Source organism: Thermobacillus xylanilyticus (assembly GCF_907165215.1).
Classification (GTDB): domain Bacteria; phylum Bacillota; class Bacilli; order Paenibacillales; family Paenibacillaceae; genus Thermobacillus; species Thermobacillus xylanilyticus.
Genome location: NZ_CAJRAY010000061.1, coordinates 18,321 through 41,022, shown reverse-complemented (window position 1 = coordinate 41,022; position 22,702 = coordinate 18,321). Strand labels below are relative to the sequence as shown.

At 63.5% G+C, this 22,702-nt stretch carries 19 protein-coding genes; all 19 read right to left on the bottom strand.

Translation table 11 applies throughout. The annotated features are described in order from the left end of the window. Positions 1-4: 4 nt before the first annotated feature. The 19 genes from KJQ12_RS12155 to KJQ12_RS12065 all read right to left on the bottom strand — a co-directional run bounded on the left by KJQ12_RS12155 (position 5) and on the right by KJQ12_RS12065 (position 22,593). Entirely contained in the window at positions 5-907 is a 903-nt protein-coding gene (locus tag KJQ12_RS12155) for an aminotransferase class IV (protein ID WP_213484889.1), read from the bottom strand. After that, positions 904-1,485 carry an aminodeoxychorismate/anthranilate synthase component II gene (pabA, locus tag KJQ12_RS12150; protein WP_213484888.1) on the bottom strand — a complete coding sequence of 194 codons (582 nt, stop codon included), beginning with the start codon at positions 1,483-1,485 and terminating at the stop codon, positions 904-906. Before pabA ends, KJQ12_RS12155 begins: the two co-directional genes overlap by 4 nt. Beyond that, a complete protein-coding gene (locus tag KJQ12_RS12145) occupies positions 1,482-3,089 on the bottom strand; it encodes an anthranilate synthase component I family protein (protein WP_213484887.1) in 1,608 nt (535 codons plus the stop codon). Before KJQ12_RS12145 ends, pabA begins: the two co-directional genes overlap by 4 nt. A gap of 43 nt (positions 3,090-3,132) precedes the next feature. Next, complete coding sequence (locus tag KJQ12_RS12140) at positions 3,133-3,447, bottom strand: hypothetical protein (RefSeq protein WP_244860589.1); 315 nt, start codon at positions 3,445-3,447, stop codon at positions 3,133-3,135. 232 nt (positions 3,448-3,679) lie between these two features. Further along, complete coding sequence (locus tag KJQ12_RS12135; RefSeq protein WP_213484885.1) at positions 3,680-5,050, bottom strand: dicarboxylate/amino acid:cation symporter; 1,371 nt, start codon at positions 5,048-5,050, stop codon at positions 3,680-3,682. Positions 5,051-5,220: 170 nt separating this feature from the next. Then, positions 5,221-6,240, bottom strand: coding sequence for a zinc-dependent alcohol dehydrogenase family protein (locus KJQ12_RS12130; RefSeq protein ID WP_213484884.1), 1,020 nt, complete (start codon positions 6,238-6,240; stop codon positions 5,221-5,223). Between the two features lie 136 nt (positions 6,241-6,376). After that, positions 6,377-9,034: an ATP-binding protein gene (locus tag KJQ12_RS12125; RefSeq protein WP_213484883.1), complete on the bottom strand. Its 2,658-nt coding sequence runs from the start codon at positions 9,032-9,034 to the stop codon at positions 6,377-6,379. Positions 9,035-9,162: 128 nt separating this feature from the next. Beyond that, positions 9,163-10,101 carry a cysteine synthase A gene (gene cysK, locus KJQ12_RS12120; RefSeq protein ID WP_213484882.1) on the bottom strand — a complete coding sequence of 313 codons (939 nt, stop codon included), beginning with the start codon at positions 10,099-10,101 and terminating at the stop codon, positions 9,163-9,165. Between the two features lie 80 nt (positions 10,102-10,181). Then, entirely contained in the window at positions 10,182-11,177 is a 996-nt protein-coding gene (locus KJQ12_RS12115; protein WP_213484881.1) for a peptidyl-prolyl cis-trans isomerase, read from the bottom strand. A gap of 23 nt (positions 11,178-11,200) precedes the next feature. Then, positions 11,201-12,109, bottom strand: a complete 909-nt coding sequence (gene hslO, locus KJQ12_RS12110) for an Hsp33 family molecular chaperone HslO (RefSeq protein ID WP_213484880.1) — start codon at positions 12,107-12,109, stop codon at positions 11,201-11,203. Continuing rightward, complete coding sequence (locus KJQ12_RS12105; protein ID WP_213484879.1) at positions 12,106-12,897, bottom strand: type III pantothenate kinase; 792 nt, start codon at positions 12,895-12,897, stop codon at positions 12,106-12,108. The genes hslO and KJQ12_RS12105 overlap by 4 nt, the downstream gene beginning before the upstream one ends. Then, positions 12,894-13,775: a carboxylating nicotinate-nucleotide diphosphorylase gene (nadC, locus tag KJQ12_RS12100; RefSeq protein WP_213484878.1), complete on the bottom strand. Its 882-nt coding sequence runs from the start codon at positions 13,773-13,775 to the stop codon at positions 12,894-12,896. The genes KJQ12_RS12105 and nadC overlap by 4 nt, the downstream gene beginning before the upstream one ends. After that, complete coding sequence (gene nadB / locus KJQ12_RS12095; RefSeq protein ID WP_213484877.1) at positions 13,768-15,381, bottom strand: L-aspartate oxidase; 1,614 nt, start codon at positions 15,379-15,381, stop codon at positions 13,768-13,770. The genes nadC and nadB overlap by 8 nt, the downstream gene beginning before the upstream one ends. A gap of 78 nt (positions 15,382-15,459) precedes the next feature. Then, positions 15,460-16,398, bottom strand: a complete 939-nt coding sequence (gene nadA / locus KJQ12_RS12090; RefSeq protein ID WP_213484876.1) for a quinolinate synthase NadA — start codon at positions 16,396-16,398, stop codon at positions 15,460-15,462. A 359-nt stretch (positions 16,399-16,757) separates the two neighbouring features. Then, complete coding sequence (gene ftsH, locus KJQ12_RS12085; RefSeq protein WP_213484875.1) at positions 16,758-18,761, bottom strand: ATP-dependent zinc metalloprotease FtsH; 2,004 nt, start codon at positions 18,759-18,761, stop codon at positions 16,758-16,760. Between the two features lie 133 nt (positions 18,762-18,894). Beyond that, positions 18,895-19,434: a hypoxanthine phosphoribosyltransferase gene (gene hpt, locus KJQ12_RS12080; protein ID WP_213484874.1), complete on the bottom strand. Its 540-nt coding sequence runs from the start codon at positions 19,432-19,434 to the stop codon at positions 18,895-18,897. Continuing rightward, on the bottom strand, positions 19,428-20,870 hold the full coding sequence (gene tilS / locus KJQ12_RS12075; protein ID WP_213484873.1) for a tRNA lysidine(34) synthetase TilS: 1,443 nt from the start codon (positions 20,868-20,870) through the stop codon (positions 19,428-19,430). The genes hpt and tilS overlap by 7 nt, the downstream gene beginning before the upstream one ends. A 66-nt stretch (positions 20,871-20,936) precedes the next feature. Next, on the bottom strand, positions 20,937-21,884 hold the full coding sequence (locus KJQ12_RS12070; protein WP_213484872.1) for a serine/threonine protein kinase: 948 nt from the start codon (positions 21,882-21,884) through the stop codon (positions 20,937-20,939). Then, positions 21,868-22,593, bottom strand: a complete 726-nt coding sequence (locus KJQ12_RS12065; protein ID WP_213484871.1) for a vWA domain-containing protein — start codon at positions 22,591-22,593, stop codon at positions 21,868-21,870. The genes KJQ12_RS12070 and KJQ12_RS12065 overlap by 17 nt, the downstream gene beginning before the upstream one ends. Between the last annotated feature and the right edge of the window lie 109 nt (positions 22,594-22,702).

The following is a 22,702-nucleotide window of genomic DNA, read 5'->3' as shown; positions in this document are numbered from 1 at the left end:
TGCATCACCAAACTCCTTCCGCCGCCGCGCCGATGGAGCGCCGCACCTTAGCGCGGTACGCCTCGAGCAGCCTTGTCGTCACCGGCCCGGCAAGCCCGCTTCCGACCGTGCGCACCGTCCCGTCCGCCTCCGCGATCCGCGTCACCGGCACAATCTCCTGCACCGAGCCGGTCAGCCAGACTTCGTCGGCCATGAGCAGGTCGGCCGCCGTATAGTATCCTTCTTCCGTCTCCAGCCCCTCGGACCGGGCCAGCTCCAGCGTCAACGCGCGCGTGATGCCGGGCAGGATGCCGGTTGCGATGGCGGGGGTCCGCACGATGCCGTCCTTCACGAAGAAAAGATTGCTCACGATCCCTTCGGCAAGCCACCCTTCCCGCGTCAGCATCAGCCCTTCCGCCCCCGCCGGCGCGCCGCTCGCCGCAAGCTCCCTTTTCGCCAGCACATTCGTCATGTAATGAAGCGATTTGAGCCGAACCGGCGTCTCGGGCATGCCCCGCGGCGTCCGCAAGATCCGCAGCTCGCGCCCTTCACGGTACAGCCGCCCGCCCAGCGGCGGCAAGGGCTTGACCATGAGCAGCGTGTTCGGCCGCTCATACGGCCCGTCGTTCAGGCCGAGCCCCGCGTCGCCGGCGGTCACGGTCAGGCGGATATAAGCGTCGGCCAGCCCGTTCGCCTCCAGCGCCTTGGCGAGCCAGTCCGACACGTCCGCTTCCGTCATCGTCCAGCGGATGCCGAGCGTCTCGCAGCCGTTCCGCAGCCGGGCGAGCCGGCGGTCGAGCGCGAACGGCTTCCCGCCGTACGTGCGGAACGTCTCGAACAGCCCGATGCCGTAGAGAAGGCCGTGATCCATTGCCGGAATCACGGCCTCACCCGCCTCGAGCACGGCGCCGTTCCATCCGATTCTCATCGGACGGCTCCCGCCTTGTACGCGAGGAAATTGCGCAGCATCGTCCTCCCGTGCTCCGTCATGATCGACTCGGGATGGAACTGCACGCCTTCGACAAGATATTCTTTGTGCTTGATTCCCATGATCTCTCCGGTTTCCGTCTCGGCCGTAATCTCGAGACAGTCCGGCAGCGTCTCCCGCTTCACGATGAGCGAGTGGTAGCGGGTCGCCGTGAACGGGCTCGGCAGCCCGGCGAACACGCCTTTGCCCGTGTGATGGATTTCGCTCGTCTTGCCGTGCATCAGATTTTCCGCGCGCACCACTTCGCCGCCGAACGCCTGGCCGATCGCCTGGTGGCCGAGGCAGACGCCGAAGATCGGAATTTTCCCTTTGAAATGGTCGATGAGCGCGAGGCTGATGCCCGCCTCGTTCGGCGTGCAGGGACCGGGCGAGATCAGAATATGGTCCGGGGCCAGCGCTTCAATGCCGGCAAGGTCGATCTCGTCGTTCCGCCTGACGACGATCTCCTCGCCGAGCTCGCCCAAATATTGCACCAGATTATACGTGAACGAATCGTAGTTGTCGATGACCAGAATCATCGCCGTTCCTCCTTCGCGGGCCTCTCCGCCCCGGCCGCATGCGAAAGCGCGCCTTCCGCTTCGCGTTCGACATATTGAACCGCCTTCCAGAGCGCCTTGGCCTTGTTCAGCGATTCCTTGTACTCCCGCTCGGGGTCGGAGTCGATCACGATCCCGCCGCCGGCTTGAATATGCACGCAGCCGTCCCGGACGACCATCGTGCGTATAAGAATATTAAATTCCATATCCCCGCTGTAGTCAATCCAGCCGAGGGAGCCGTAGTACGGCCCGCGCCGCGTCGGCTCCAGCTCCTCGAGAATCTCCATCGTGCGCACCTTGGGCGCACCCGTAATCGTCCCGCCGGGAAAAACAGCCCCGATCACGTCCAGCGCATCCTTCCCTTCCGCCAGCTCTCCCTCCACCTGCGAGACGAGATGCATGACGTGGGAATAGTATTCGATCGTCATCAGTTCCTTAACCCGGACGGTGCCGTACCGCGAGATCCGTCCGAGATCGTTCCGCTCGAGGTCGACGAGCATGATGTGCTCGGCCCGCTCCTTCTCGCTCGCGAGCAGCTCTTCCGCCATCCGCCGGTCTTCCTCGGGCGTGCGGCCGCGGCGGCGCGTGCCGGCGATCGGCCGGGTCGAGAGGACCCCGCCGCGCATCGCGACGAGCAGCTCCGGCGACGCCGAGACGAGCCGGAAATCGGGGCAGCGCAGGTAGCCCATGTACGGCGACGGATTGAACAACCGCAGCCATTCGTACAGCGCGTCCGGGTCGGACGACGACCGCTTGCTCATCCGCTGCGACAGGTTCACCTGGAACACGTCGCCCTGCGCGATGTAGTCGCGGATCCGCTCGACCGCGTCCATGTAAGCCCGCTTGCTGAACGGGCGGATCAGCCCTTCGAGCGCGTCGATGTCGATCTCGAGCCGGTCCGCTTCCATCGCTTTTCGCCGCTCCGCAAGCCGCCGCTCCGCCTCCGGCGCGCGGGCGGCCGCCGCGATGCCCGCCCAGATCTCCCGCATGCGCTCGGTATGTTGCAGCGCTTCATCATACAGGTCGGCCAGCCCGACGTCGTCCGTCCCGTCCGGCACCGGCACATGCCGGGCGAGGATCAGCTCCCGCTTCTCGTGGTCAATGATCCACAGCTCGTCCAGCCGCAGGAACAGATAGTCCGGCAGGCCGAGGTCGTCTGCGGCCCGCTCGGGCAGCCGCTCGATGGAGCGGATGATGTCGTAGCTCCACAGCCCGGCGATGCCGCCGGTCCACTTCGGGCCGTCCGGCAGGGGCGGCCCCTTGCGCCCCGCGAGCCAGGCGCGCACGACGTCGAGCGGCTTGCCTTCGAGCCGCCGCGGCGGCGCTTCGCCCGTCTCCACCGCCTCGGCTTCGCTTCCTTTGCCGCGCAGCACGGCCGACGGCCGGAGGCCGAGATACGTGTACCGGCCTTCCTTGCCGCTCTCGAGCACGATCGCGTGCGGATGCGCCGCCATCCATGCGCCGCTCCACTCGGCCGGCCGGTCATCCCCCGGCTTGAGGCGCACGCGCCTGAGCAGCGGCAGCGTGTTGTATCCATCGCGCCGCCAGGCGCGCCATTGTTCCAATGTCGTCACAGCGTCCGTCACGCCAAACCATTCCCCCCATTGTTGCCCTTCGTATAGACCAATGTCACAGGTCCTGGACTTTGACGAGCACGTACTTGCGGTTCCAGATCCGGGTCGTCGCGATCCGTCTCTCTCCGTCCTTCTCAAAGAACAGGCCGGCGCCTTCTTTGCTCGTGAACGTCCACCCTTCCGCTTCGCTCATCCGCTTGACCGCATCGTCGACCGCACCGATTCCCTCGCCGTTCCGGTCGATATACCACCGGACACCGCCTGCCGAGGCAAGCTCCGCCAGCACGCGGTCGGAAGCCTCCAGCTTCTTCACCGCTTCCTTCGCCGATACGTCCGGCACGGGGAGGGGAGGATAAAACCACCGGTTCATAACGAAAAGAAACCCTACAAGCGCAACAAGCACCGCCGATGCGGCACCAAGCACCAAGCCTCTCTTCCTCAAACTGCCGTCTCCCCTCCTGTCGTGGAAGTCCCTCTCTCCCACATTCTAATCGTACAAGATTGCAGCCCGATTTCCACCCTGCACGCCGCCATTCAGGCGCAAAAAAAGACTGCCCCTGCAGACGGGACAGTCTCCGGGTTCGCTGAATGACGGCCGCGCATCACGCCGGATTCAGTTCCAGCTCGTCTTCCACGTCGCGATCGAAGGCTTCGCGGTCGAATTCCCCTTCCGAATTCGCCACGAGAAGGCTCGTGACCGTCGTGCCCGTAGCGTTGACGGCGGTGCGGCCCATGTCGATCAACGCTTCCACGGAGGCGACGATCGCAATGCCTTCCAGCGGCAATCCGAGCGCCGTCAAAACCACCGTGGTGGAGATCGATGCGGGCCCCGGTACGCCGGCAACCCCGATGGACGAAATCGCGCTGACCAGCACAATCAAAATGTAATCCGCGAAAGAGAGATTGATGCCGAAAATGTCGGCCACAAACACGGCGACGATGGCCGGCCAAATTCCGCCGCAGCCGTTGAAGTTCATCGTGGCGCCGAGCGGTGCGACGAAGCTGGCGACGCGCGGCGAGACGCGCAGGCGCTTCGTGATCACTTCCAGATTGACCGGCAAGGTGGCGTAGCTGCTCCGCGTCGTGAAGGCTACGGCGATGGTCGGGTATGCCTTTTTGAAGAACTTGATCGGATTCACCTTGGCCACGAGCAGCACCAATCCGCCGAAAATGAGAACGAAGTGAATGATCAGGGCGGCGTAGCTGACGCCGATCAGGCGCGCCAGCGGCTCAAGCGTCTCCAGACCGTAGCGGGCCGCCATGACGGCAATCAGGGCGAACACGCCGTACGGCGTGAAACGGAGAACGAACTTGATCACTTGATGCATGATTTCCGTGGCGGATTGAATGAAAGCCTTGAACGGCTGCACCGTCTCCGGTTTCTTCTCGCCGAGCTTCACCGTGGCAATGGCGATAAACAGAGCGAAGATGAGAATCGGCACCACTTTGCCGTTGGCCGCGTCGCTGATCGGGTTGTTCGGCACCTGATCGAGAATGACCTGGAACAGCGTAGGAACTTCCCGCGCCTGGAAGTCTTCCGGCGTTTGGGCGTCGATGCCCGCGCCCGGGTTCAGCGCCAGCGCCGTGAGCAGCCCGATGACGGCGGCGATGCCGGTCGTGAGCAGGAACCAGCCGATCGTCTTGCCGCCGATTTTCTTCAGATACCCCGTGTCCGTGATCGAAATGATGCTGTTGATCACGAGCACGAACACCAGCGGGATGACGACCATGCGAATCAGATTGACGTAGATCGACCCGATCAGTTGGATCGCATCGTAGTTGGCCTCCGCCGCATTCAGCACAACCCCCGCGACCAGGCCGAGCCCGAGGGCGATCAGCACGCGGGTGCCGAAGCCGATGCGCTTCCGGGCAAGGAAATGGAGCGCGAGGATGACCACAAGGCCCAACACGATGCTGAGCCAGTTGGTCTGAATCGCGGCCACCACATTGTTATCCAGCCATGTTGAATCCATAGGAACACACATCCTTTCGAAACAGCCTGATGTATTCATATTAGTCCAATTAAATTACTATGAATATTAAATAGCTCGACAAATTTTGTCAAGATCTGTGATTCTTCGGCCCGGCAAAGAAAAAGCGGCATCCGCGCATGAATCCGCGGTGCCGCTCAGGAATCGGATGATCATCCGATCTGAATCTGCACTTTGAGGTCGTCGGGGCCGGCGCCGTTTTCGAACAGGCGCGGAAGATCGTCCAGGCCGATGACGCGCGTGACGAGCGGCTCGAGCCGGATGCGCTTCGCCTTCGCCCATTGCAGCGCCTGATGGAACGTATCGTTCGTCGCCATCGATCCGATCAGCGTCCAGTCCTTCTGGAACAGATCGAACGGGCTGAGCTGGATGGCCGCCGTCCTGGCCGTTACGCCAAACTGGAGGTATTTGCCCGCCGGACCGAGATACTTCAGCGCCTGCTCGATGACCTTCGGGATGCCGGTGGCGTCCACGACAATGTCGAACCCGCGCGGGAAATCATCCAGCAATTCGGCTTCATCGTACTGACCGCTCAGGAACGTCCGGGTGGCGCCCCACTCCGCGGCCATCGCCAGCTTGCCCTCGGAAATATCGATGACCGCGAGATCGGACACGCCGGCATGGACGAGCGCCTGGATAAGTTGCTGTCCCATGGCGCCGGCGCCGAACAGGAGCGTCCGGGCGCCGGGGGCGGGCTGCAGACGGTTCATCGCGTGGACGACGCAGGCCAGCGGCTCGATGAACGCGCCTTCGGCGAAGCTCATGCCGTCCGGCAGCCGGAACACGTTGCCGACCGGCACCGTCACGTATTCCGCCATGGCGCCGTTTCGGGTGACCCCGACCGCCTGCCAGCTCTCGCAATGGTTGCCGCGATGGGACAGGCAGTACGCGCAGCGGCCGCAGTGGATGTTGGGCTCCGCGGTGACGCGGTCGCCGATCCGGAACTGATCCGCGCCTTCGCCGAGCCCGGCGATCGTGCCGGAGAACTCATGCCCGGGAATGACCGGGTAGGGGGAGACGTACTCGCCTTTGTAAATGTGAACATCCGTCCCGCAGATCCCGGCGCGCTCGACCCGGATCAGCACTTCGCCGGGGCCGGGTGCGGGGATCGGCACTTCCCGGACGGCCGCACGGCGAGGACCTTCGATCACGCATGCTTTCATCGTGCTCATGAGCTGTGGAACCTCCTGCTTCAGGCTCTATCAACCCCAATGTACACGAATCCGCCGCCGCTTGAAAGCAAGCCGCGCTGACCTTTTGGCCCGATTGCGCACAAAAAATGTACAGCCGCGTTGTACATTTTCTGCTTCAATCCGTCCGGCGTTCCCCGAGCGTTTCCAGCAGCCGCTCATGCAGCGCCGCAACTTCCGGACGTATGCGGATGCCGGGCTCCCACGCGTCGATGCGGTTCAGCGCGCTGCGCGCAAAGTCGAGGGCTTCACGATGCCGATGCTGTGCCGCGAGCAGCTGCGCCATGCCGTATTCGTGGTAGATCCGTTCAATCTGGTTGGCCAGGGCCGGGTCGTAGAGGAAGGCTTCAAACGCCTCCCGCGCTTTCTCGTACTCGCCCCGGCGCACATACGCCGCGCCGAGCAGATAATGGGGCTCGATCGATTTCTCGCCGCCGTAGGTGAGGCTGATCCGGTTCGCCTCTTCAAGATCCGCAACCGCCTGCTCGTCGTCCCGAAGCAGCATCGCGAGGTTTCCCTTCAGCAGCAGCGCGCGGTGCCGGATGACCGGCGAAGCCGGGATGGCCATCGCTTCTTCGAGCAGCGTCCGCGCCCGCTCCAGCTCCCCGCGGTCCGCATGATATCGCGCCTCGAACTGGAGGCCCAGGGAGCGCAGATCATCGCGCTCCGCCCGTTCCGCGGGATCGGATGCCGGTCCCGCCGCGCTTTCCGCGATGGCGAGTCCCCGCTTAACCTGCGCAAACCCCTCTTCGCTCCGTCCGATCTCGAAACAGGCCCAGCCGACCGTATCGATCCGGAAAAGCGCCTCCTGCAGCCCGCGGTTCAGCCTGCCCGCGGCCTCCGCCGCTTTCAGTCCGAACCGGATGCGCAGCGGCAGGCTGATCCGGCTGAGGAAATGCGCCATTCTGAGCATGAACGCGGTCAAATAATCGTCATTTCCCGTCTCTTCGCACCATTGCAGCAGCTTGTACAGATTGGGCCATTCCTTCCGGACCCGCGCGTAACCGCTGCCGGGAAGGCTGCTCCAATAGATATGCCCGGCCGGCTGGCGCGCCAGATGGTTTTCGACATAGTCCAGGTAGTCCGCCAGCCAGCGGGCTTGCGCTTCGGTCCGGAATTCGTCGTGTTCCCGGAGTTTCTGCTCCCCGTACACCACGACCGTCTGGTGGGCGCGGTAGCGCAGCTCGTCGTCCGATCGTTCCGCGGTGATCAGCGCGTACGCACGCATCTGGTCCGCCGCCTGATGGAACGCCCGGCGGTTCAGGCCGGCCGCCGCCGCCCAGCTCCGCTCGCCGGGCGGCGTCTGGAACAGCGGGAGCGCCATCCACAGTTTCTTCACGCTGTCCGGGCATCGTTCCCAGGTGTGGCCGAACAGATAATCGAACAGCGAGGCGAGCGAGTAGCCGGCCGATTGCACTTCCCGGATGAACGACCGGACGGGGATGACGCCGTCCGCGATGTAGGCGATGCAGAGGGACAGCGCCTTCGGGTTGCCGTTCGCCGCTTCGACCAGCTGCGCCAGCATGTCGTCGTCCGATTCGAGGAGCTGCCGCAAGTTGCCGCGTCCGGGTTCACCGGAGCTGGCGGCGAGGTGGACTTGCGTCTCCTGGCGCAGATAGCGCAGCGCATCCTCCCGCTCCATGCCCCCGACCTGAATGGCGAGCACATCGCGGGACACGTCGTGGAACAGATTGTGCCGGTGATCGCGCGAGGTCATGATCGCCTTGGTCCCCTGCGGCAGATTGGCCAGGAAGAACAGAATGTCCCGATCCGACGCGCCCACGTTGTCCACGATCAGCAGGATGGTTCCTTCGGTCGCATAATGGGCGAGGGCGTTCCGCACGACGAACTGCTTCTCGTTCTCCGATTGTCCGAGCAGCTCCGCCCTTCCCAGCTGATAGGCGATCGTGTCCAGGAAGTAGCTGTAGCTCAATCCCTTCAGGTCGGCGCTGATCCAGATCGCGCAAGAGACGCGCGGCCACGGAGATTCCGTGATCGCCGCCTCTCCGCGCGTTTCTCCGAGACAGGCGTACGCCGCTTCCAGCGCGATCGTGCTTTTGCCTACGCCGCTCCAGCCTGTGATGAGGCACAGGGGAGACGCCGTATGCATCCACCGATTCAGGATGTCGAGAATCGTCCTGCGGCCGATGAACCGGTTCGACCAGCGCGTCGGCAGATTGTGCCGGATGCCGGCGGACCGTTCCGGTGCGGCCCCAACCGCGGGCTGCGGCTGAACCGTCCCCGCCCCGGCCCCTTCCCGGGCGGCCTCCGCCGCGGACCTTGCCGGTCCGCCAGCCGCAACGGGCCGCTCGTCCCGGGCGTCCGGGAACAGGCGCGCGATGACGCGGTCGATCTCCGCCTCCTCCGGCGGCCCGAACGCGCCGCTTGCCAGGAGCACCTTCGCCTTGCGCAGGCATGCCCTGACCCAGCCCTCGGCCGGCGGCGTGAACACCGGGATGGATGTCGAACCGAGCACATCGACGAGCCAGTCGGTCGGCCGGTCGCCGTCCCGGAGCACGATCCACAGGAGGCCGAACAGCTTCCCGTCCTCCACGCGTCCGGGAACGTACTTCCGTCCCATCTGGCCGATCCAGCTTTTCAGCGTGCTGGAGGAGACGCCGATTTGCGCCGCGATTCTGTCCAGATAAGATTCCGGTTGGGCGGCGTGGGAGTTGCGGTTTCGCCGAACTGTTTTGTAGCCGGGACGGGACTTCAGGGAAGCGACTCCCGCGCGCAAAGCTTCGGCGAATCGGACTTGGTTCTCGATTTCGGCCATCGCAGCAACCTCGCTTCATTCATGTGACACCATCATACCGGATTCGCGGTGGATTTGCAGGCCTGCGGATGCATGAAAAAAACCCCACCCGATGCCGGGTTAGGGCTTGTTGGTGCTTCAGGCGGGAATCAGTTTTCGAAGTTGAACAGCGGCGTCGACAGATAGCGTTCGCCGTTCGACGGCACGACCGCGACGACGCGCTTGCCTGCGCCGAGCTCCTTCGCCACCTTCAGCGCGGCGAAGATGGCTGCGCCGGACGAGATGCCGCACAGAATGCCTTCTTCCTTTGCGGCGCGGCGAGCCGTCTCGAACGCTTCTTCGTTCTCGACCGTGATGACGCCGTCGTAAATTTCGCGGTTCAGGATGTCCGGCACGAAGTTTGCGCCGATGCCCTGAATCTTATGCGGGCCGGGCTTGCCGCCGGAGAGCAGCGGGGATGCCGCCGGCTCAACCGCGTAAATCTTGATGTGCGGGAAATGCTTCCGCAGCACTTCGCCGGCGCCCGAGATCGTACCGCCCGTGCCGACGCCGGCGACGAAAGCATCCAGCTTGCCGTCCAGCGAGTTGATCGCTTCGACGATTTCCGGACCGGTCGTCTCGCGGTGGATCTTGACGTTCGCCGGATTCTTGAATTGCTGCGGCATGAACCAGGACGGGTTCTGGGCGACGAGCTCTTCCGCCTTGCGGACGGCGCCGTTCATCCCTTCCGAACCGGGGGTCAGCACCAGTTCGGCGCCGTAAGCGCGCAGCAGGTTGCGGCGCTCGATGCTCATCGTCTCCGGCATGACGAGAACCGCGCGATAGCCCTTCGCCGCGGCGACCATGGCCAGACCGATGCCCGTGTTGCCGCTCGTCGGTTCGACGATCGTGTCGCCCGGCTTGATGCGGCCTTGCTTCTCCGCTTCTTCAATCATGCTGATGGCAATCCGGTCCTTGACGCTGGCGCCCGGGTTTTGATACTCCAGCTTTACATAAATTTCAGCGCTGCCTTCCGGTACGAGCCGGTTCAAGCGCACAAGCGGCGTATCCCCGATCAGTTCCGTAACACTGTTTACAATCTTTGGCATGATGGCAGAACCTCCTTTATTTCCGACCGAATTAGTAGGGTTTAGCTTTCTTCCATCTTAACAATGTCTTATCGGAATTGTCAATAGCCAGTTTCATGCCGGAATTCCGCACTTCCCCGGTCTGCCAGTTCGTCATCGAGGATCCTGGCGCCGTACTTGCCGAGCAGCGCTTCTTCGACTTCCTTGAGCGACGGCGCCGCCGCGAGTCCGAGCTGCATCCGCACCTGCTCCCGCAGCCTGCGTTCGTCCGGCCGTTCCTCGACCTCGCGGTCCTCGAGGCGGATGACCGCCCATCCGTCCGCGGTTTCGACGGGGCCGCCGAGCTCGCCGGGCGACAGCGATGCGGCCAGCTCCATGACCTCCGCGTCAAGGAACGGGTCATCCGCTTCCACCGTGCCGTAGAAACCGCCGTATTCCGCGGTGTAGTCGTCGATAGAGTAGATGCGCGCCTGTTCCTCGAACGATTCGCCCTTTTTCAGCCGATCCAGCACCGCCTCCGCTTCGTCTTGCTCCTCCGTCACAATCCAGGAGAATGTGAACCTGGTCTTCGGTTCGAGCAGCTCCGGATGATCGCGTATGTAAGCCTCCACTTCCTCATCCGTAATCAGAATCGGACGGACCGCGATCTTCTCGAGCAGCAGCCGCTCTTCCGCGTCCGCCCTCACCTCTTCCGGGCTCATGCCGAGCTGCTCGCGCATCGCTTCGTAGAACGCTTCCTCGTCTCCGTAGCCCGACATCATCTCGTCCAATTCTTCTTCCAGTTCGCGCTCCGATACGGATATGCCGTTGGCTTCCGCCTCCAGCCGGATCGCTTCGCGCACCAGCATCCGGCGCAGAACGGACGAGCCGTGCTCCCGCATGAGCTGCTCCGCAAGCTCGTCCGCCGTAATCGTCCGGCCGCCGATTTCCGCGACCGGCCGGCCCGCCCGGTCGCCGGCGGTATGGCCGCCTGCCGGGCCAATCTGTAAATCATCGCCGCGCGCTGACGGCCATTTCACCAGCACCAGCGCCGCCAGCGCGATCAGACAGACCGTCTGAAGGACGATGACCGCCTTCAGTATCTGGTTCTTTCTCATTTTCCATGGTCCGCCTTCCGATCTTACACATCCTGCTTGGGTTTGGCCTGCTCCAGCAATCTCTCCAGATCATGCCGATCGAATTCGTACGCCGAGTTACAGAAATGGCAGGTCACTTCCGCCCGCCCGTCTTCCTCGATCAGCGACGCAAGCTCCGCTTCGCCCATGCTGACGAGCGTCCGCTCCACCCGTTCGCGGGAGCAGTAACATTTGAAGACAATCGGCATCGCATCCAGCAGCTGCACGTCGTCATCCGTCAAAAAGCGCAAAATCGACTCCGGCGTCTCGCCCCGGTCCAGGAGAGACGTCACATGGGGCATCTCCTGCAGACGCTGCTCCAGCCGGGCAATATCCTTCTCCTCCGCGCCCGGCATGATCTGCAGAATAAAGCCGCCGGCGTGCAGCACGCTGCCGTCCACATCAACCAGTACGCCGAGTCCGACGGCGGACGGCGTCTGCTCCGACGATGCGAAGTAGTAAGTGAAATCTTCGCCCAGCTCGCCCGAGACGATCGGCACGCTGCCGCGGTACGGCTCCTTGAGGCCGAGGTCCTTCACGATATGGATATATCCGCTGCGGCCGACGGCCCCGGCGACATCCAGCTTGCCCTGCGCGTTGGGCGGCAGGTGCACCTGCGGATGGTCGACGTAGCCGCGCACCTCGCCCTTCGCGTTCGCGTCGACGACGATCTGGCCGAGCGGTCCGTCACCCTTGACCTGAATGGTCAGCTTCTCCTCGCCCTTCAGCATGGCGCCCATCATGGCGCCCGCCGTGGCCGCCCGGCCGAGCGCCGCCGTCGCCGTCGGATACGTGCCGTGACGGCGCTGCAGCTCGCCGGCGAGTCCGGTCGTCCGCACCGCGTACGCGCGGAGTCCGCCGCCCCACGCGATGCCGCGCACCAGCACGTCATCCGCGCCGCGTGATTCGTTCATGATTCGACTCTCCCTCCGGTGTCGTCCTGATTCCGTTCATAGATTAATCTGAGCCCGTCCAGCGTCAGCAGCGGGTCGACGACCGAGATCGTCTCGGTCTCGGGCGCGATGAGTTCCGCGAGCCCCCCCGTTGCGATCGCCCGGGCGTTCGTACGGCTCTCGGCCCGGATGCGGCGGACGATGCCGTCCACCTGGCCGGCATAGCCGAACACCATGCCCGCCTGCATTGATGCGACCGAGTTGCGTCCGATGACGCTGCGCGGGCGGGCCAGCTCGATGCGCGGCAGCTTCGCCGCCCGCTGATAGAGCGCCTCGGCCGAGATCGCGAGGCCCGGCACGATCGCGCCGCCCAGATAGTTGCCGCCGGCGTCGATGTAATCGAAAGTGGTCGCCGTGCCGAAGTCGACGACGATGACCGGCGCGCCGTATTTCTCGATCGCGGCCACCGCGTTGACGATCCGGTCCGCGCCCACTTCGCGCGGGTTCTCGTAGCGGATGTTGAGCCCGGTCTTCACCCCGGGGCCGACAAACAGCGGCGCCTTGCGGAAATATTGCCGGCACAGCTGCTCCAGCGTCCGCATCAGCGGCGGCACGACCGAAGAAATGATGATGCCGCGGGTGTCTTCCATCCGGAGCCCCGCGTAATGAAACAGATTGTGAAGCATCATCCCGTACTCGTCGGCCGTCGCCGTCCGGTTCGTGCTGAGCCGCCAATGGTGCAGCAATTCGGATCCCCGGAAAATGCCGAGCACCATGTTCGTGTTGCCGACATCCGCCGCGAGAATCATGCCTGCGTCCCTCCCGGCTTCTTGTCTCCGAGATCAAGGCTGATGTCGAGCGAATCGAAGGAGTACGTCAACCCGCCGACCGAAATGATGTCGACGCCCGTCGCCGCGATCTCCCGGATCGTGTCGAGCCTGACACCGCCCGATGCCTCGATTTTCACGTGCGGCGCCCGCTCCCGGATGAGCTTGACCGCTTCCGCCATCCCGGCGGGGGGCATGTTGTCGAGCATGATGATGTCGGCGCCGGCTTCCAGCGCCTCCCGGACCTGCTCGATCGTCTCCGTCTCCACCTCAATGGTCATCGTATGCGGAATGCGCGCCCGCGCTGCGGCGACCGCCGCCCGGATGCCCCCGGCCCCTTTGATATGGTTGTCCTTGATCATGACGGCGTCATAGAGGCCGAACCGGTGGTTCGCGCCGCCGCCCATGCGGACCGCGTACTTCTCGAGCAGCCGGTGGCCGGGCGTCGTCTTGCGCGTATCGACGAGCCGAACCGGCAGTCCCTCGAGGGCGTCGACGAACCGGCGCGTCTTCGTCGCGATGCCCGACATCCGCTGCAGCAGATTGAGCGCCAGCCGTTCGCCCGTCAGAATGCTGTGGGTGCTGCCCTCGACTTCGGCGATGACCGTTCCCCTGGCAACCTTCTGTCCGTCTTCCGCCAGAGCGCGGAATTCCAGCGTCGGGTCCACGACATGGAAGACGAGCCGGGCGACGGGCAAACCGGCGAGCACGCCGTCTTCCTTCACATGAATGACCGCCTTGTGCCGGCTGCCCGCCGGAATTGTCGATTCCGTCGTAATGTCGCCGTATCCGATATCTTCGTCCAGCCATCCGCGAATCATGCTCCGGATCGCTTCATTGTAACGGTCCAGCTCAAACATCGTCGATCCGCTCCTCGTAAATCCCCCGCTCGCGATGCAGGACGATATGCTTGCGCCAGAGCAGATCGTCCCGCTCGGGGAAGTCTTCCCGGTAATGCGCGCCGCGGCTCTCTTCGCGGGCGAGCGCCGCCTGCGTCGTGAGCAGCGCGCAGGTGAGCAGGTTCGCGAACTCGTACTCCTCGCGCTTCGTCAGCACCGTCTGGAAAATGGGCAATTGCCGCTTCAGCTCCAGCAGCCCTTTGTTCAGCCCGTTCGCGTCCCGCCTGAGTCCCGAACAGCGCAGCATGATTTTCTGCAGCTTCAGCCGCTTCTCGATGGCCGCCTGGGTGGACGGCTGCGTGCGCGGTTCTCCGCTCTCGAACTTCGGCATTCCGGCCAGCGGCCCGAGCTGCCCGATCCGCTCCACAATGCGGCGGCCGAACACGATCGCTTCGGAGAGCGAATTGCTGGCCAGCCGGTTGGCGCCGTGCACACCGGTCGACGAGCATTCCCCGCAGGCGAACAGGCGCCGGATGTTCGTCTCGCCGTACAGGTCGGTCTTCACGCCGCCCATCATGTAGTGGGCTGCCGGCGCGACCGGAATCCAGTCGCTCGTCAGATCGAGGCCGTACTGCAGGCAATATTCGTAAATGGTCGGAAACCGCCGGCGCACCAGATCGGCCGGCTCGTGCGTAATGTCGATGTACACGAACGTCGACTTCGTCCGCTCGATCTCGCTGACGATCGCGCGGGCGACGATGTCGCGCGGCGCCAGCTCGAGCTGCGGATGGTACCGCGACATGAACCGCTCGCCGCCGATGTTGCGCAGCACCGCGCCTTCGCCGCGCACCGCCTCCGAGATGAGGAACCGGGGAGCCCCCGGATAGCAGAGCGCCGTCGGATGGAACTGGACGAATTCCATATCCCGGATCTCCGCGCCCGCGCGGTACGCCATCGCGATGCCGTCGCCCGTCGCGACCTCCGGATTCGTCGTATAGCGGTACAGTTGTCCGGTGCCGCCCGTGCACAGCACGGTCGCCTTGCCCCGGACGATGAGCCGCGAGCCGTCCGGCTTCTGCACGAGCGCGCCGTGGCATTCCCCGTCATCCGTAATCAGATCGATGGCGAAGTGATCGTCCCACACTTCAATGTTCGGATTGGCCAGCGCCTTCTCCGACAAGGCGCGCACGATCTCGAACCCCGTCGCATCGCCGTTCGCGTGCAGGATGCGCCGCTGGCTGTGGGCGCCCTCCTTCGTCAGCGCGAACTCGCCGTTCTCCTGATCGAACTGCGCGCCCATCCGGATGAGTTCACGGACGCCTTCCGGCCCTTCATGCACCAGCACATTGACCGCTTCGTGCGAGCACAGGCCGGCGCCCGCGATGAGCGTGTCCTGCCGGTGGAGCGCCGGCGAATCTTCGTCGGAAATGACGGCGGCGATGCCGCCCTGCGCATAGCGGGTGTTGCTGTCCATCAGCGATTTCTTCGTAATCATGAGCACCGAATGCCGTTCGCTCGCCTTGATGGCGGTAAAAAGACCGGCGATGCCGGCCCCGATCACGATGACGTCCTTCTCGACGACGGGCAGCTCGTCCGGCGCCGCGTCGACCAAATATCGCGGGATCATATCCGTTCCTCCGATGCGTTCATCCGTATCATGCGGTTCAGGAATGCGTGCGAGGGGTAAGCGAAGAAGCAGCGCATGCTACTTCACTTGCAGCATGCGCTCCAGAGACAGCCTTGCCTTGTCTGCGATATGCGGCGGCACATAAACCTGCGGATGCATATTTTCGAGACATTTGACCAGCTTCTTCAGGTTGTTGACCTTCATGTTCGGGCAGACGAGATATTTCGATGCGAAGTGGAAGATCTTGTCCGGGCTGTCCTTGCGAAGCTGGTAGCCGGTCCCGTCTTCCGTGCCGATGATGAATTCCTTGTGCTCGGACTCGCGGCAGAATTTGATGATCGCCGTCGTGCTGCCGACGAAATCGGCCATCGCGACGACCTCCGGGCGGCACTCGGGATGGACGGCGACGATCGCGTTCGGATGCTGCGCCTTCATCTCCTCGATGTCCTTCACCGTCAGCATGTCGTGCGTATTGCAGTAGCCTTCCCAGATAATCATCTTCTTGTCCGTGTGCTGCTGGACATAGTGGCCGAGGTTCTTGTCCGGCACCCAGATGACTTCGTCGGTCAGTACCGAATTGACGACCTTGATGGCATTCGACGACGTGCAGCAGATGTCGGTCTCGGCCTTCACTTCGGCGGACGAGTTGATGTAAGTGACGACCGTCGCGTTCGGATGCTGCGCCTTCAGTTTCCGGAGGCCGTCGACGTTGACCATGTCGGCCATCGGGCAACCGGCCCGCTCGTCGGGAATGAGAACCGTCTTGTCCGGCGCCAGAATCTTCGCGCTCTCGCCCATGAAGTGGACGCCGCAAAAAACGATAACTTCAGCGTCGGTCTGGGCGGCCTTCTGCGCCAGCAGGAACGAGTCGCCGCGGAAATCGGCCACTTCCTGGATTTCGTCGCGCTGATAATAATGCGCCAGAATGATGGCGTTGCGTTCCTTCTTCAACTGCTCAAGCCGTTCGCGGAGTTCGCGGTTCTGTTCCGCCCTCCGCTCGAGCGCCAATGCTTCCATCTCTGTCGATCCTCTCCTTCGAGCCGCGCGCATGACGCCGATGTTCCCGCCGAGGCGCGCTTGACACCGCTGTCCGATCCGCGCTGTAATTTGTGCCAAATTTCACGAATTCGCATATGCGATGGAACAGTCATAGTGTGACCATCCGGCCGCAAAACCATTTGATTATCACCTAATTTACACGGGGTGCAGGACTCTGTCAACAAATAGACACAACCGCAAGCCCGCCGGATGGAGCATGCCGACGCCTGAGGACCTTCGCACGCCGCCGGAACCACAAAAATCGCCCCGGCAGCGGCCTGTTCGGCCGCGCCGAGGCGGTTGTGTCGACTTGTCCGTCGCTGAAATGCCGGGACGGTTCAGCCGCGCTTGTCGCCGCTGCCGTCGTCGCCGCCCGGAGGCAGCGTATCCTCGCCCGGCTCCTTCGATTGAATCCGGACGCGCACATTGCCCAGCGTATCGACAGCCGGCTCGCTGCTCGTCTCCTTCGGCTCCGCGTTGCCCTCGCCGCTGCCGCCTTCGCCGCCGTCCAGCGATCCGGTCTCGATCAGCCGCTTGATCTGCTCGAGTTCGAGCGTTTCGACTTCAAGCAGCGTCTCGGCAATGAGCTTCACTTCCCGCGACTTGGCGGTGAGCAGTTCCTTCGCGCGCGTGTAGCATTCGTTGATGATGCGCTGCATCTCCTGGTCGATCTCGTAGGCGATCGCGTCGGAGTAGTTCTGCTCGTGTCCAAGGTCGCGGCCGAGGAACACCTGTCCCTGCGAGTTGCCGAACTGCATCGGTCCGAGCTTCTCGCTCATGCCGTATTCCATGATCATGCTGCGCACGATCGACGTCGCCTGTTTGAAGTCGCTGTAGGCGCCGGTGCCGATCTCGCCGATGAACAGCTCCTCCGCGACCCGGCCGCCGAGCAGCCCGGTCACCTTGTCGAGCAGTTCCTGCTTCGTGACGAGCATTCGATCTTCCTTCGGCAGCATGATGACATAGCCGCCCGCCCGGCCCCGCGGAATGATCGTCACCTTGTGGACCATGTCCGCGTGTTCCAGGAAATAGCCGATGACCGTGTGCCCTGCTTCGTGGTACGCGACGATCCGCTTCTCGCGATCGCTGATGACGCGGCTGCGCTTCTCCGTACCGACAATGACGCGGTCGATCGCCTCGTCCACCTCGATCATCGCGATCTCCCGCTTGTTCCGGCGGGCCGCCAGGAGCGCCGCCTCGTTCAGCAGGTTCTCCAGATCGGCGCCGGTAAACCCGGTCGTCCGCTTCGCGATCGTCTCGAGATTGACATCCTTCGCCAGCGGCTTGTTGCGGGCGTGCACCTTGAGCACCGCTTCGCGTCCCTTCACGTCCGGACGATCGACCGTAATCTGGCGGTCGAAGCGGCCCGGGCGCAGCAGCGCCGGGTCGAGAATGTCCGGACGGTTCGTCGCCGCGATGATGATGATGCCTTCGTTCGCCCCGAAACCGTCCATCTCGACGAGCAGCTGGTTGAGCGTCTGCTCGCGTTCGTCATGGCCGCCGCCCAGACCGGCGCCCCGCTGCCGGCCGACGGCGTCGATCTCGTCAATGAATATGATGCACGGGGAATTCTTCTTCGCGTTCTCGAACAGGTCGCGAACGCGGGATGCGCCGACACCGACGAACATTTCCACGAAGTCGGAGCCGGAAATGCTGAAGAACGGCACGCCCGCTTCACCGGCCACCGCGCGGGCAAGCAGCGTCTTGCCCGTACCCGGCGGACCGACGAGCAGCACGCCCTTCGGAATGCGCGCGCCGACCGCGGCAAACTTGCGCGGATCCTTCAGGAACTCGACGACTTCGACCAGCTCCTGCTTCTCCTCGTCGGCGCCCGCGACGTCTTCGAATGTCACCCGCTTCTTGTCTTCATTATATAGACGCGCACGGCTCTTGCCGAAGTTCATCACCTTGCCGCCGCCGCCCTGCGCCTGATTAATGAGGAAGAAGAACAGGATGAACATGATGACGAACGGTATGATGGAGGTGAGGAACGTCAGCCAGATGCTCTGGCCTTGCTGCTTCTCCACATATAATGTAAACCCGTTCTGTTCGGAAGCGTCCTTGATTTCCTCGATCGCAAATTCTTCCGCCGGTATCCGGGAGTAGAACGCGTTCTGCTGCACCCCGGCGGGAGGCATGCGATATTTGCCTGTGGCGAGATACGAAGCGCCGTCATACCGGAGCGTCAGTTCTTCGACATTGTCCGCCTTGATCAGCTGGCGCAGTTCGTCGTATGATTTCCGCTCGGTTGTTTCGTTCTGGGTGCTGATGAAATGGACGATTCCGACGGTAACGAGAAAGATGATCAGATAGAATCCCGTATTCTTCAGGAACCGATTCATCCCCTACCTCCTCTCAAGGCGCTTCAACTATTTTACCATAGCACGTCTTGCCATCACAACACGACCGCGAGGAGGAGCATGGCGCGGGGACGCCCCCGGTTGGGCAGCTCCGCCGACGGAACGTTCTTCGGAGTCATCGGTTGTAGACTTCCGGCTTCAGAATGCCGATGAACGGCAGGTTGCGGTATTTCTCCGCGTAGTCGAGCCCGTAGCCGACAACGAAAGCATCCGGCAGCGTGTAACCGACGTAGTCCGCTTCGAGTTCGACCGTCCGGCCGGACGGCTTGTCGAAGAGCGTCGCAACCGTCACGGACTTCGCGTTGCGGCGTTCGAGCACATCGATCAGATAGCTGAGGGTGAGGCCGCTGTCGATGATGTCCTCGACGATGAGCACATCACGCCCTTCCACCGGCACGTCCAGATCTTTCACGATCTTGACGACGCCGGACGACTTCGTGGACGCGCCGTAGCTGGAGACGGCCATGAAATCGATCTCGAGCGGAATGTCCATCGCTTTCACCAGATCGGCCATGAAGATGAATGCGCCTTTCAGAATGCAGATGACCAACGGATTCCGATCCTTGAAATCGCGGCTGAGCTGACGGCCCATTTCAATTACTTTATGCCGGATCTGCTCTTCGTCATACAAAATTTCCTGAATGTCGCTTAACAACGCCAGACCTCCAATGTATCATCCTGCCACTCGATCCGCAGTATGCGCGTCGTATCCTCCGTCACCGGCGCGTCCGCCGACCGCCGGATGCCGGCAATCCATAGCAGCCGGCCTTCGGCATCCGCAACAAGCGGAATCCGGTTGCGCATGGCCCGCGCAACCTTGCCGTCAACGAAAATATCTTGCACCTTTTTGGAGCCGTTTAAACCGGCGAGGCGCATCCGGTCGCCGGGCCGGCGGGAACGAACGCGAAGCGGATAAGCGACGGCGTCTTCGTCGAACAGCGCCGCGCAGCGGGATTCCGCGCCCGGTGAGGGCAGCGGTTCGCCCGCCGCGCGGAGCATGCGGCGGAAGACGAGCCGGCCGCCCGCTTCGGGAATCGCAAGCTCGCGGACATCCGCCGTCACTTCATACTCGAACCCGGCATCGTCCCCGGCCGCATCGCCCGTCATCCACCGCAGCACGTCGTATTCCCGCAAGAAGCGGACGCCGCGTCCGGCCTCGATCACCGATGTCGTCGGCGAGCCTTCCGCGGCGGCTTCCCGGATAGCGTCGATCCGTTCGAACGGGATGGCCCCTTTTTCCACCCCAAGATAGATTAATATTAGAGTAATCAATCTTCTTTGTAAAGCGACATGCAGGCCGAGAAACGCGCCGCGTTCCATGGCAAATCCGCCCTGTTCCCGGCGCACGAGTCCGGCCATCGCGCGTTCCGCTTCCCGCGTCAGGAAGTCGTCCTCCGCGCGGCTGATTTCGGCCAGCCGCACGAGCGATGCGGACACGTTCGGGTTGTACCGCTCGAGGAAAGGCAGAATCTCCAGCCGGACGGCGTTGCGGAAGTACACCGTCTTGCGGTTGCTGCTGTCCTCGCAATAGCCAAGCCCTTCGCGCGCGCAGTACTGCAGCAGCTCCAATTTGGATATACGAAGCAGCGGCCGGATCAGTTCCACATTTCCTTCGCGCCGCTTCATCGGCATGCCGGCGATGCCGGACGTCCCGGCCCCGCGCAGCAGCCGCATGAGCACCGTCTCGGCCTGGTCGTCCGCATGGTGCGCCAGCGCGATCCGCGACGCGCCCCGCCGCGCCGCCGCCGATCGCAGAAACGCGTACCGCTTCTCCCGCGCCGCCGCCTGCGCGTTCATCCCCGTCTCTTCTATATAAGAAGGAAGATCGTATTCGACCGCGTCGAGCGGCACGCCGAGCTCTTCACACAACCGGCGCACGAATTCCGCTTCCCGCGCCGATTCTTCGCCGCGGAAGCCGTGATTGACATGGGCCGCCGCGAGCCTGAAGCCGCATTCGCCGGACAGCCGCCGCAACAGATGCAGCATCGCCGTCGAATCCGGACCGCCCGATACGGCGGCCAGTATCGTATCGCCCGGCTGCCAGAGCCCTTCCCGCTCCGCCGTCCGCCGGATGCGCGCCGCCAGATCCATCCTGCCGTCCCCCTACCTGCAAATATGCGCATGACGAAGAAGCATGCCGCATGCGCCGGACTTCCGTCACGACAGCCCGGTCGGCAGCATGCCTTCCGATATCATCCATACAATCGCCGCCGCCAGCGCGATCATCGTGCAGGCGAACAGGCCGGCCGCCCAGCCGGCCGTCGACCGCCGTCTGCGGGCCGGCTTCACGCCCCCGCCGTACATGATCCGCTGCCAGGCGGCGGCGCCTTCCCGCGCGGAAGCGAATTCGCCGCCCAGCGCGCGGGCCAGCCAGCCGGCGAACGGTTTCAGCGCCGGATGGCCGGTTGTCAGCCGGATCAAATCCGCCGGCGAGCGGTTCTGCGGCAGCAGCGTCTTCGTCAGCTGAAGCAGCCGCCGGCCTTCGAACAGATGAAGGCACAGCACCGCGAATGAGAACAGGTCGTACGTTCCTTCGGCCGTCCGGCTGCCCGCATTCCAGTACCCGCGGTCGTACAGCTCGGTGAACTGGCGGACGCTCTTGCCGATCGCCGTCGCGCCGCCGTAATCGACCAGCTCCACGCGGCCGTAGCTGCCGACCAGCACGTTCTCCCGCTTCAGATCGCCGAACACGAAGCCCGCTTCGTGCAGCTCGGCCAGCTTGCCGAGCAGATTGTACCCGACGAGCGGGAACCAGTCCGCGCCTTCGCGCTGCAAATACTCGTGCAGCACGCTGCCGCGCACATACCGCATGATGTAGAACGGATATTCCTTGCCGTCCCGATGGACATAATCGTCGACGGCAAGCAGAAACGGTTCCGTTCTCCGCCGCCGGGATGCCAGGCTGCGGAGAACGTTGATCTCGGACTGCAGATCCACCGCGTCCCCGCCGACCTTCATCGCATACAGGCGGCGGCTGTGTTCCACCAGGTAAACCTTGCCGTTCGCCCCCTCTCCGAGCAGGCGCTCGACCCGGTATCGGCCGCGATTCCATTTGCCCGTGATGACCGTGCCGGGCGCCAGCCGAAGTTCAGACGACGTCTTCACCTGTCATCCCGTCCATTTCGCCTCTGATGGTTCTACCATAATCGCCCTGACGGAAAAAATCAATGACCTGCATCATCGCCGGTCCGGTCGGCGTCGTGCCGCGCATGGCCAGCCGCGGCAGAATGCGCTTCACGCCGGCGATGTTGTCGGTCCAGTCCAGATCGCAGACGCAGCCCTCGCCGTTTTCCGAATCGGGAAAATGGAACACGGCAATCTCGCTCCGTCCGGAGCGCGACTGCAGGCTGAGCACGAGATCGCGGATCGCTTCCTCGACCGCCGCCAGCTTCGGGCGCATGCTCGCGCTCGTGTCGATGAGCAGCGCGATTTTCAGCGGCGACGATTCGCCGAGTTCGTCGATGACGCGCACGACTTCGCCGCGCCGATCCGGAGGCAGCGCTTCGACCGATTCCGCGCCGAACACCTGCCGGAGCTCCTTGTTCACCGCCTGCTGGATCGTCGTCACGACCGTCTTGCGCGTCATCATCTGCACGGTCTGCGACAGCTGGTGCGTATTCACGAGCCGGCTCATGCCGCCGCCGGCGCGCGCGATTTCCTCGATCTCGACTTCCGCGGAAGAAATCGATTCGCCGCGTTCCACCACCCCGATCACATTCACCGTAATGCCTTCCGCCTTCGCATGGGCCGCCGCGACGACCGGGCTCATCCCGACGTTCGAGCAGCCGTCCGTGATCAGCAACAATTGTCTCATGGCCGAAGCCCCTCCTTCGAATCTCGAATCTATCGATTCTGGTAACAGCATGCCCGATATGGAAGAGAGGTAAACTTCGGCGCGGCAATTGTCCGGCATGGAAAAAAAG

Excerpts from the sequence above, each read along its gene's own strand:
- KJQ12_RS12135 (WP_213484885.1), bottom strand. The coding sequence starts at position 5,050 with ATGGATTCAACATGGCTGGATAACAATGTGGTGGCCGCGATTCAGACC.
- KJQ12_RS12115 (WP_213484881.1), bottom strand. The coding sequence starts at position 11,177 with ATGAGAAAGAACCAGATACTGAAGGCGGTCATCGTCCTTCAGACGGTC.
- KJQ12_RS12130 (WP_213484884.1), bottom strand. The coding sequence starts at position 6,240 with ATGAGCACGATGAAAGCATGCGTGATCGAAGGTCCTCGCCGTGCGGCC.
- KJQ12_RS12140 (WP_244860589.1), bottom strand. The coding sequence starts at position 3,447 with ATGAACCGGTGGTTTTATCCTCCCCTCCCCGTGCCGGACGTATCGGCG.
- tilS (WP_213484873.1), bottom strand. The coding sequence starts at position 20,870 with ATGGATCTGGCGGCGCGCATCCGGCGGACGGCGGAGCGGGAAGGGCTC.
- cysK (WP_213484882.1), bottom strand. The coding sequence starts at position 10,101 with ATGCCAAAGATTGTAAACAGTGTTACGGAACTGATCGGGGATACGCCG.
- KJQ12_RS12155 (WP_213484889.1), bottom strand. The coding sequence starts at position 907 with ATGAGAATCGGATGGAACGGCGCCGTGCTCGAGGCGGGTGAGGCCGTG.
- KJQ12_RS12125 (WP_213484883.1), bottom strand. The coding sequence starts at position 9,034 with ATGGCCGAAATCGAGAACCAAGTCCGATTCGCCGAAGCTTTGCGCGCG.
- KJQ12_RS12105 (WP_213484879.1), bottom strand. The coding sequence starts at position 12,897 with ATGATTCTCGCGGCGGATGTCGGCAACACGAACATGGTGCTCGGCATT.
- nadC (WP_213484878.1), bottom strand. The coding sequence starts at position 13,775 with ATGTTTGAGCTGGACCGTTACAATGAAGCGATCCGGAGCATGATTCGC.
- KJQ12_RS12065 (WP_213484871.1), bottom strand. The coding sequence starts at position 22,593 with ATGAGACAATTGTTGCTGATCACGGACGGCTGCTCGAACGTCGGGATG.
- pabA (WP_213484888.1), bottom strand. The coding sequence starts at position 1,485 with ATGATTCTGGTCATCGACAACTACGATTCGTTCACGTATAATCTGGTG.
- ftsH (WP_213484875.1), bottom strand. The coding sequence starts at position 18,761 with ATGAATCGGTTCCTGAAGAATACGGGATTCTATCTGATCATCTTTCTC.
- nadA (WP_213484876.1), bottom strand. The coding sequence starts at position 16,398 with ATGGAAGCATTGGCGCTCGAGCGGAGGGCGGAACAGAACCGCGAACTC.
- nadB (WP_213484877.1), bottom strand. The coding sequence starts at position 15,381 with ATGATCCCGCGATATTTGGTCGACGCGGCGCCGGACGAGCTGCCCGTC.
- hslO (WP_213484880.1), bottom strand. The coding sequence starts at position 12,109 with ATGAACGAATCACGCGGCGCGGATGACGTGCTGGTGCGCGGCATCGCG.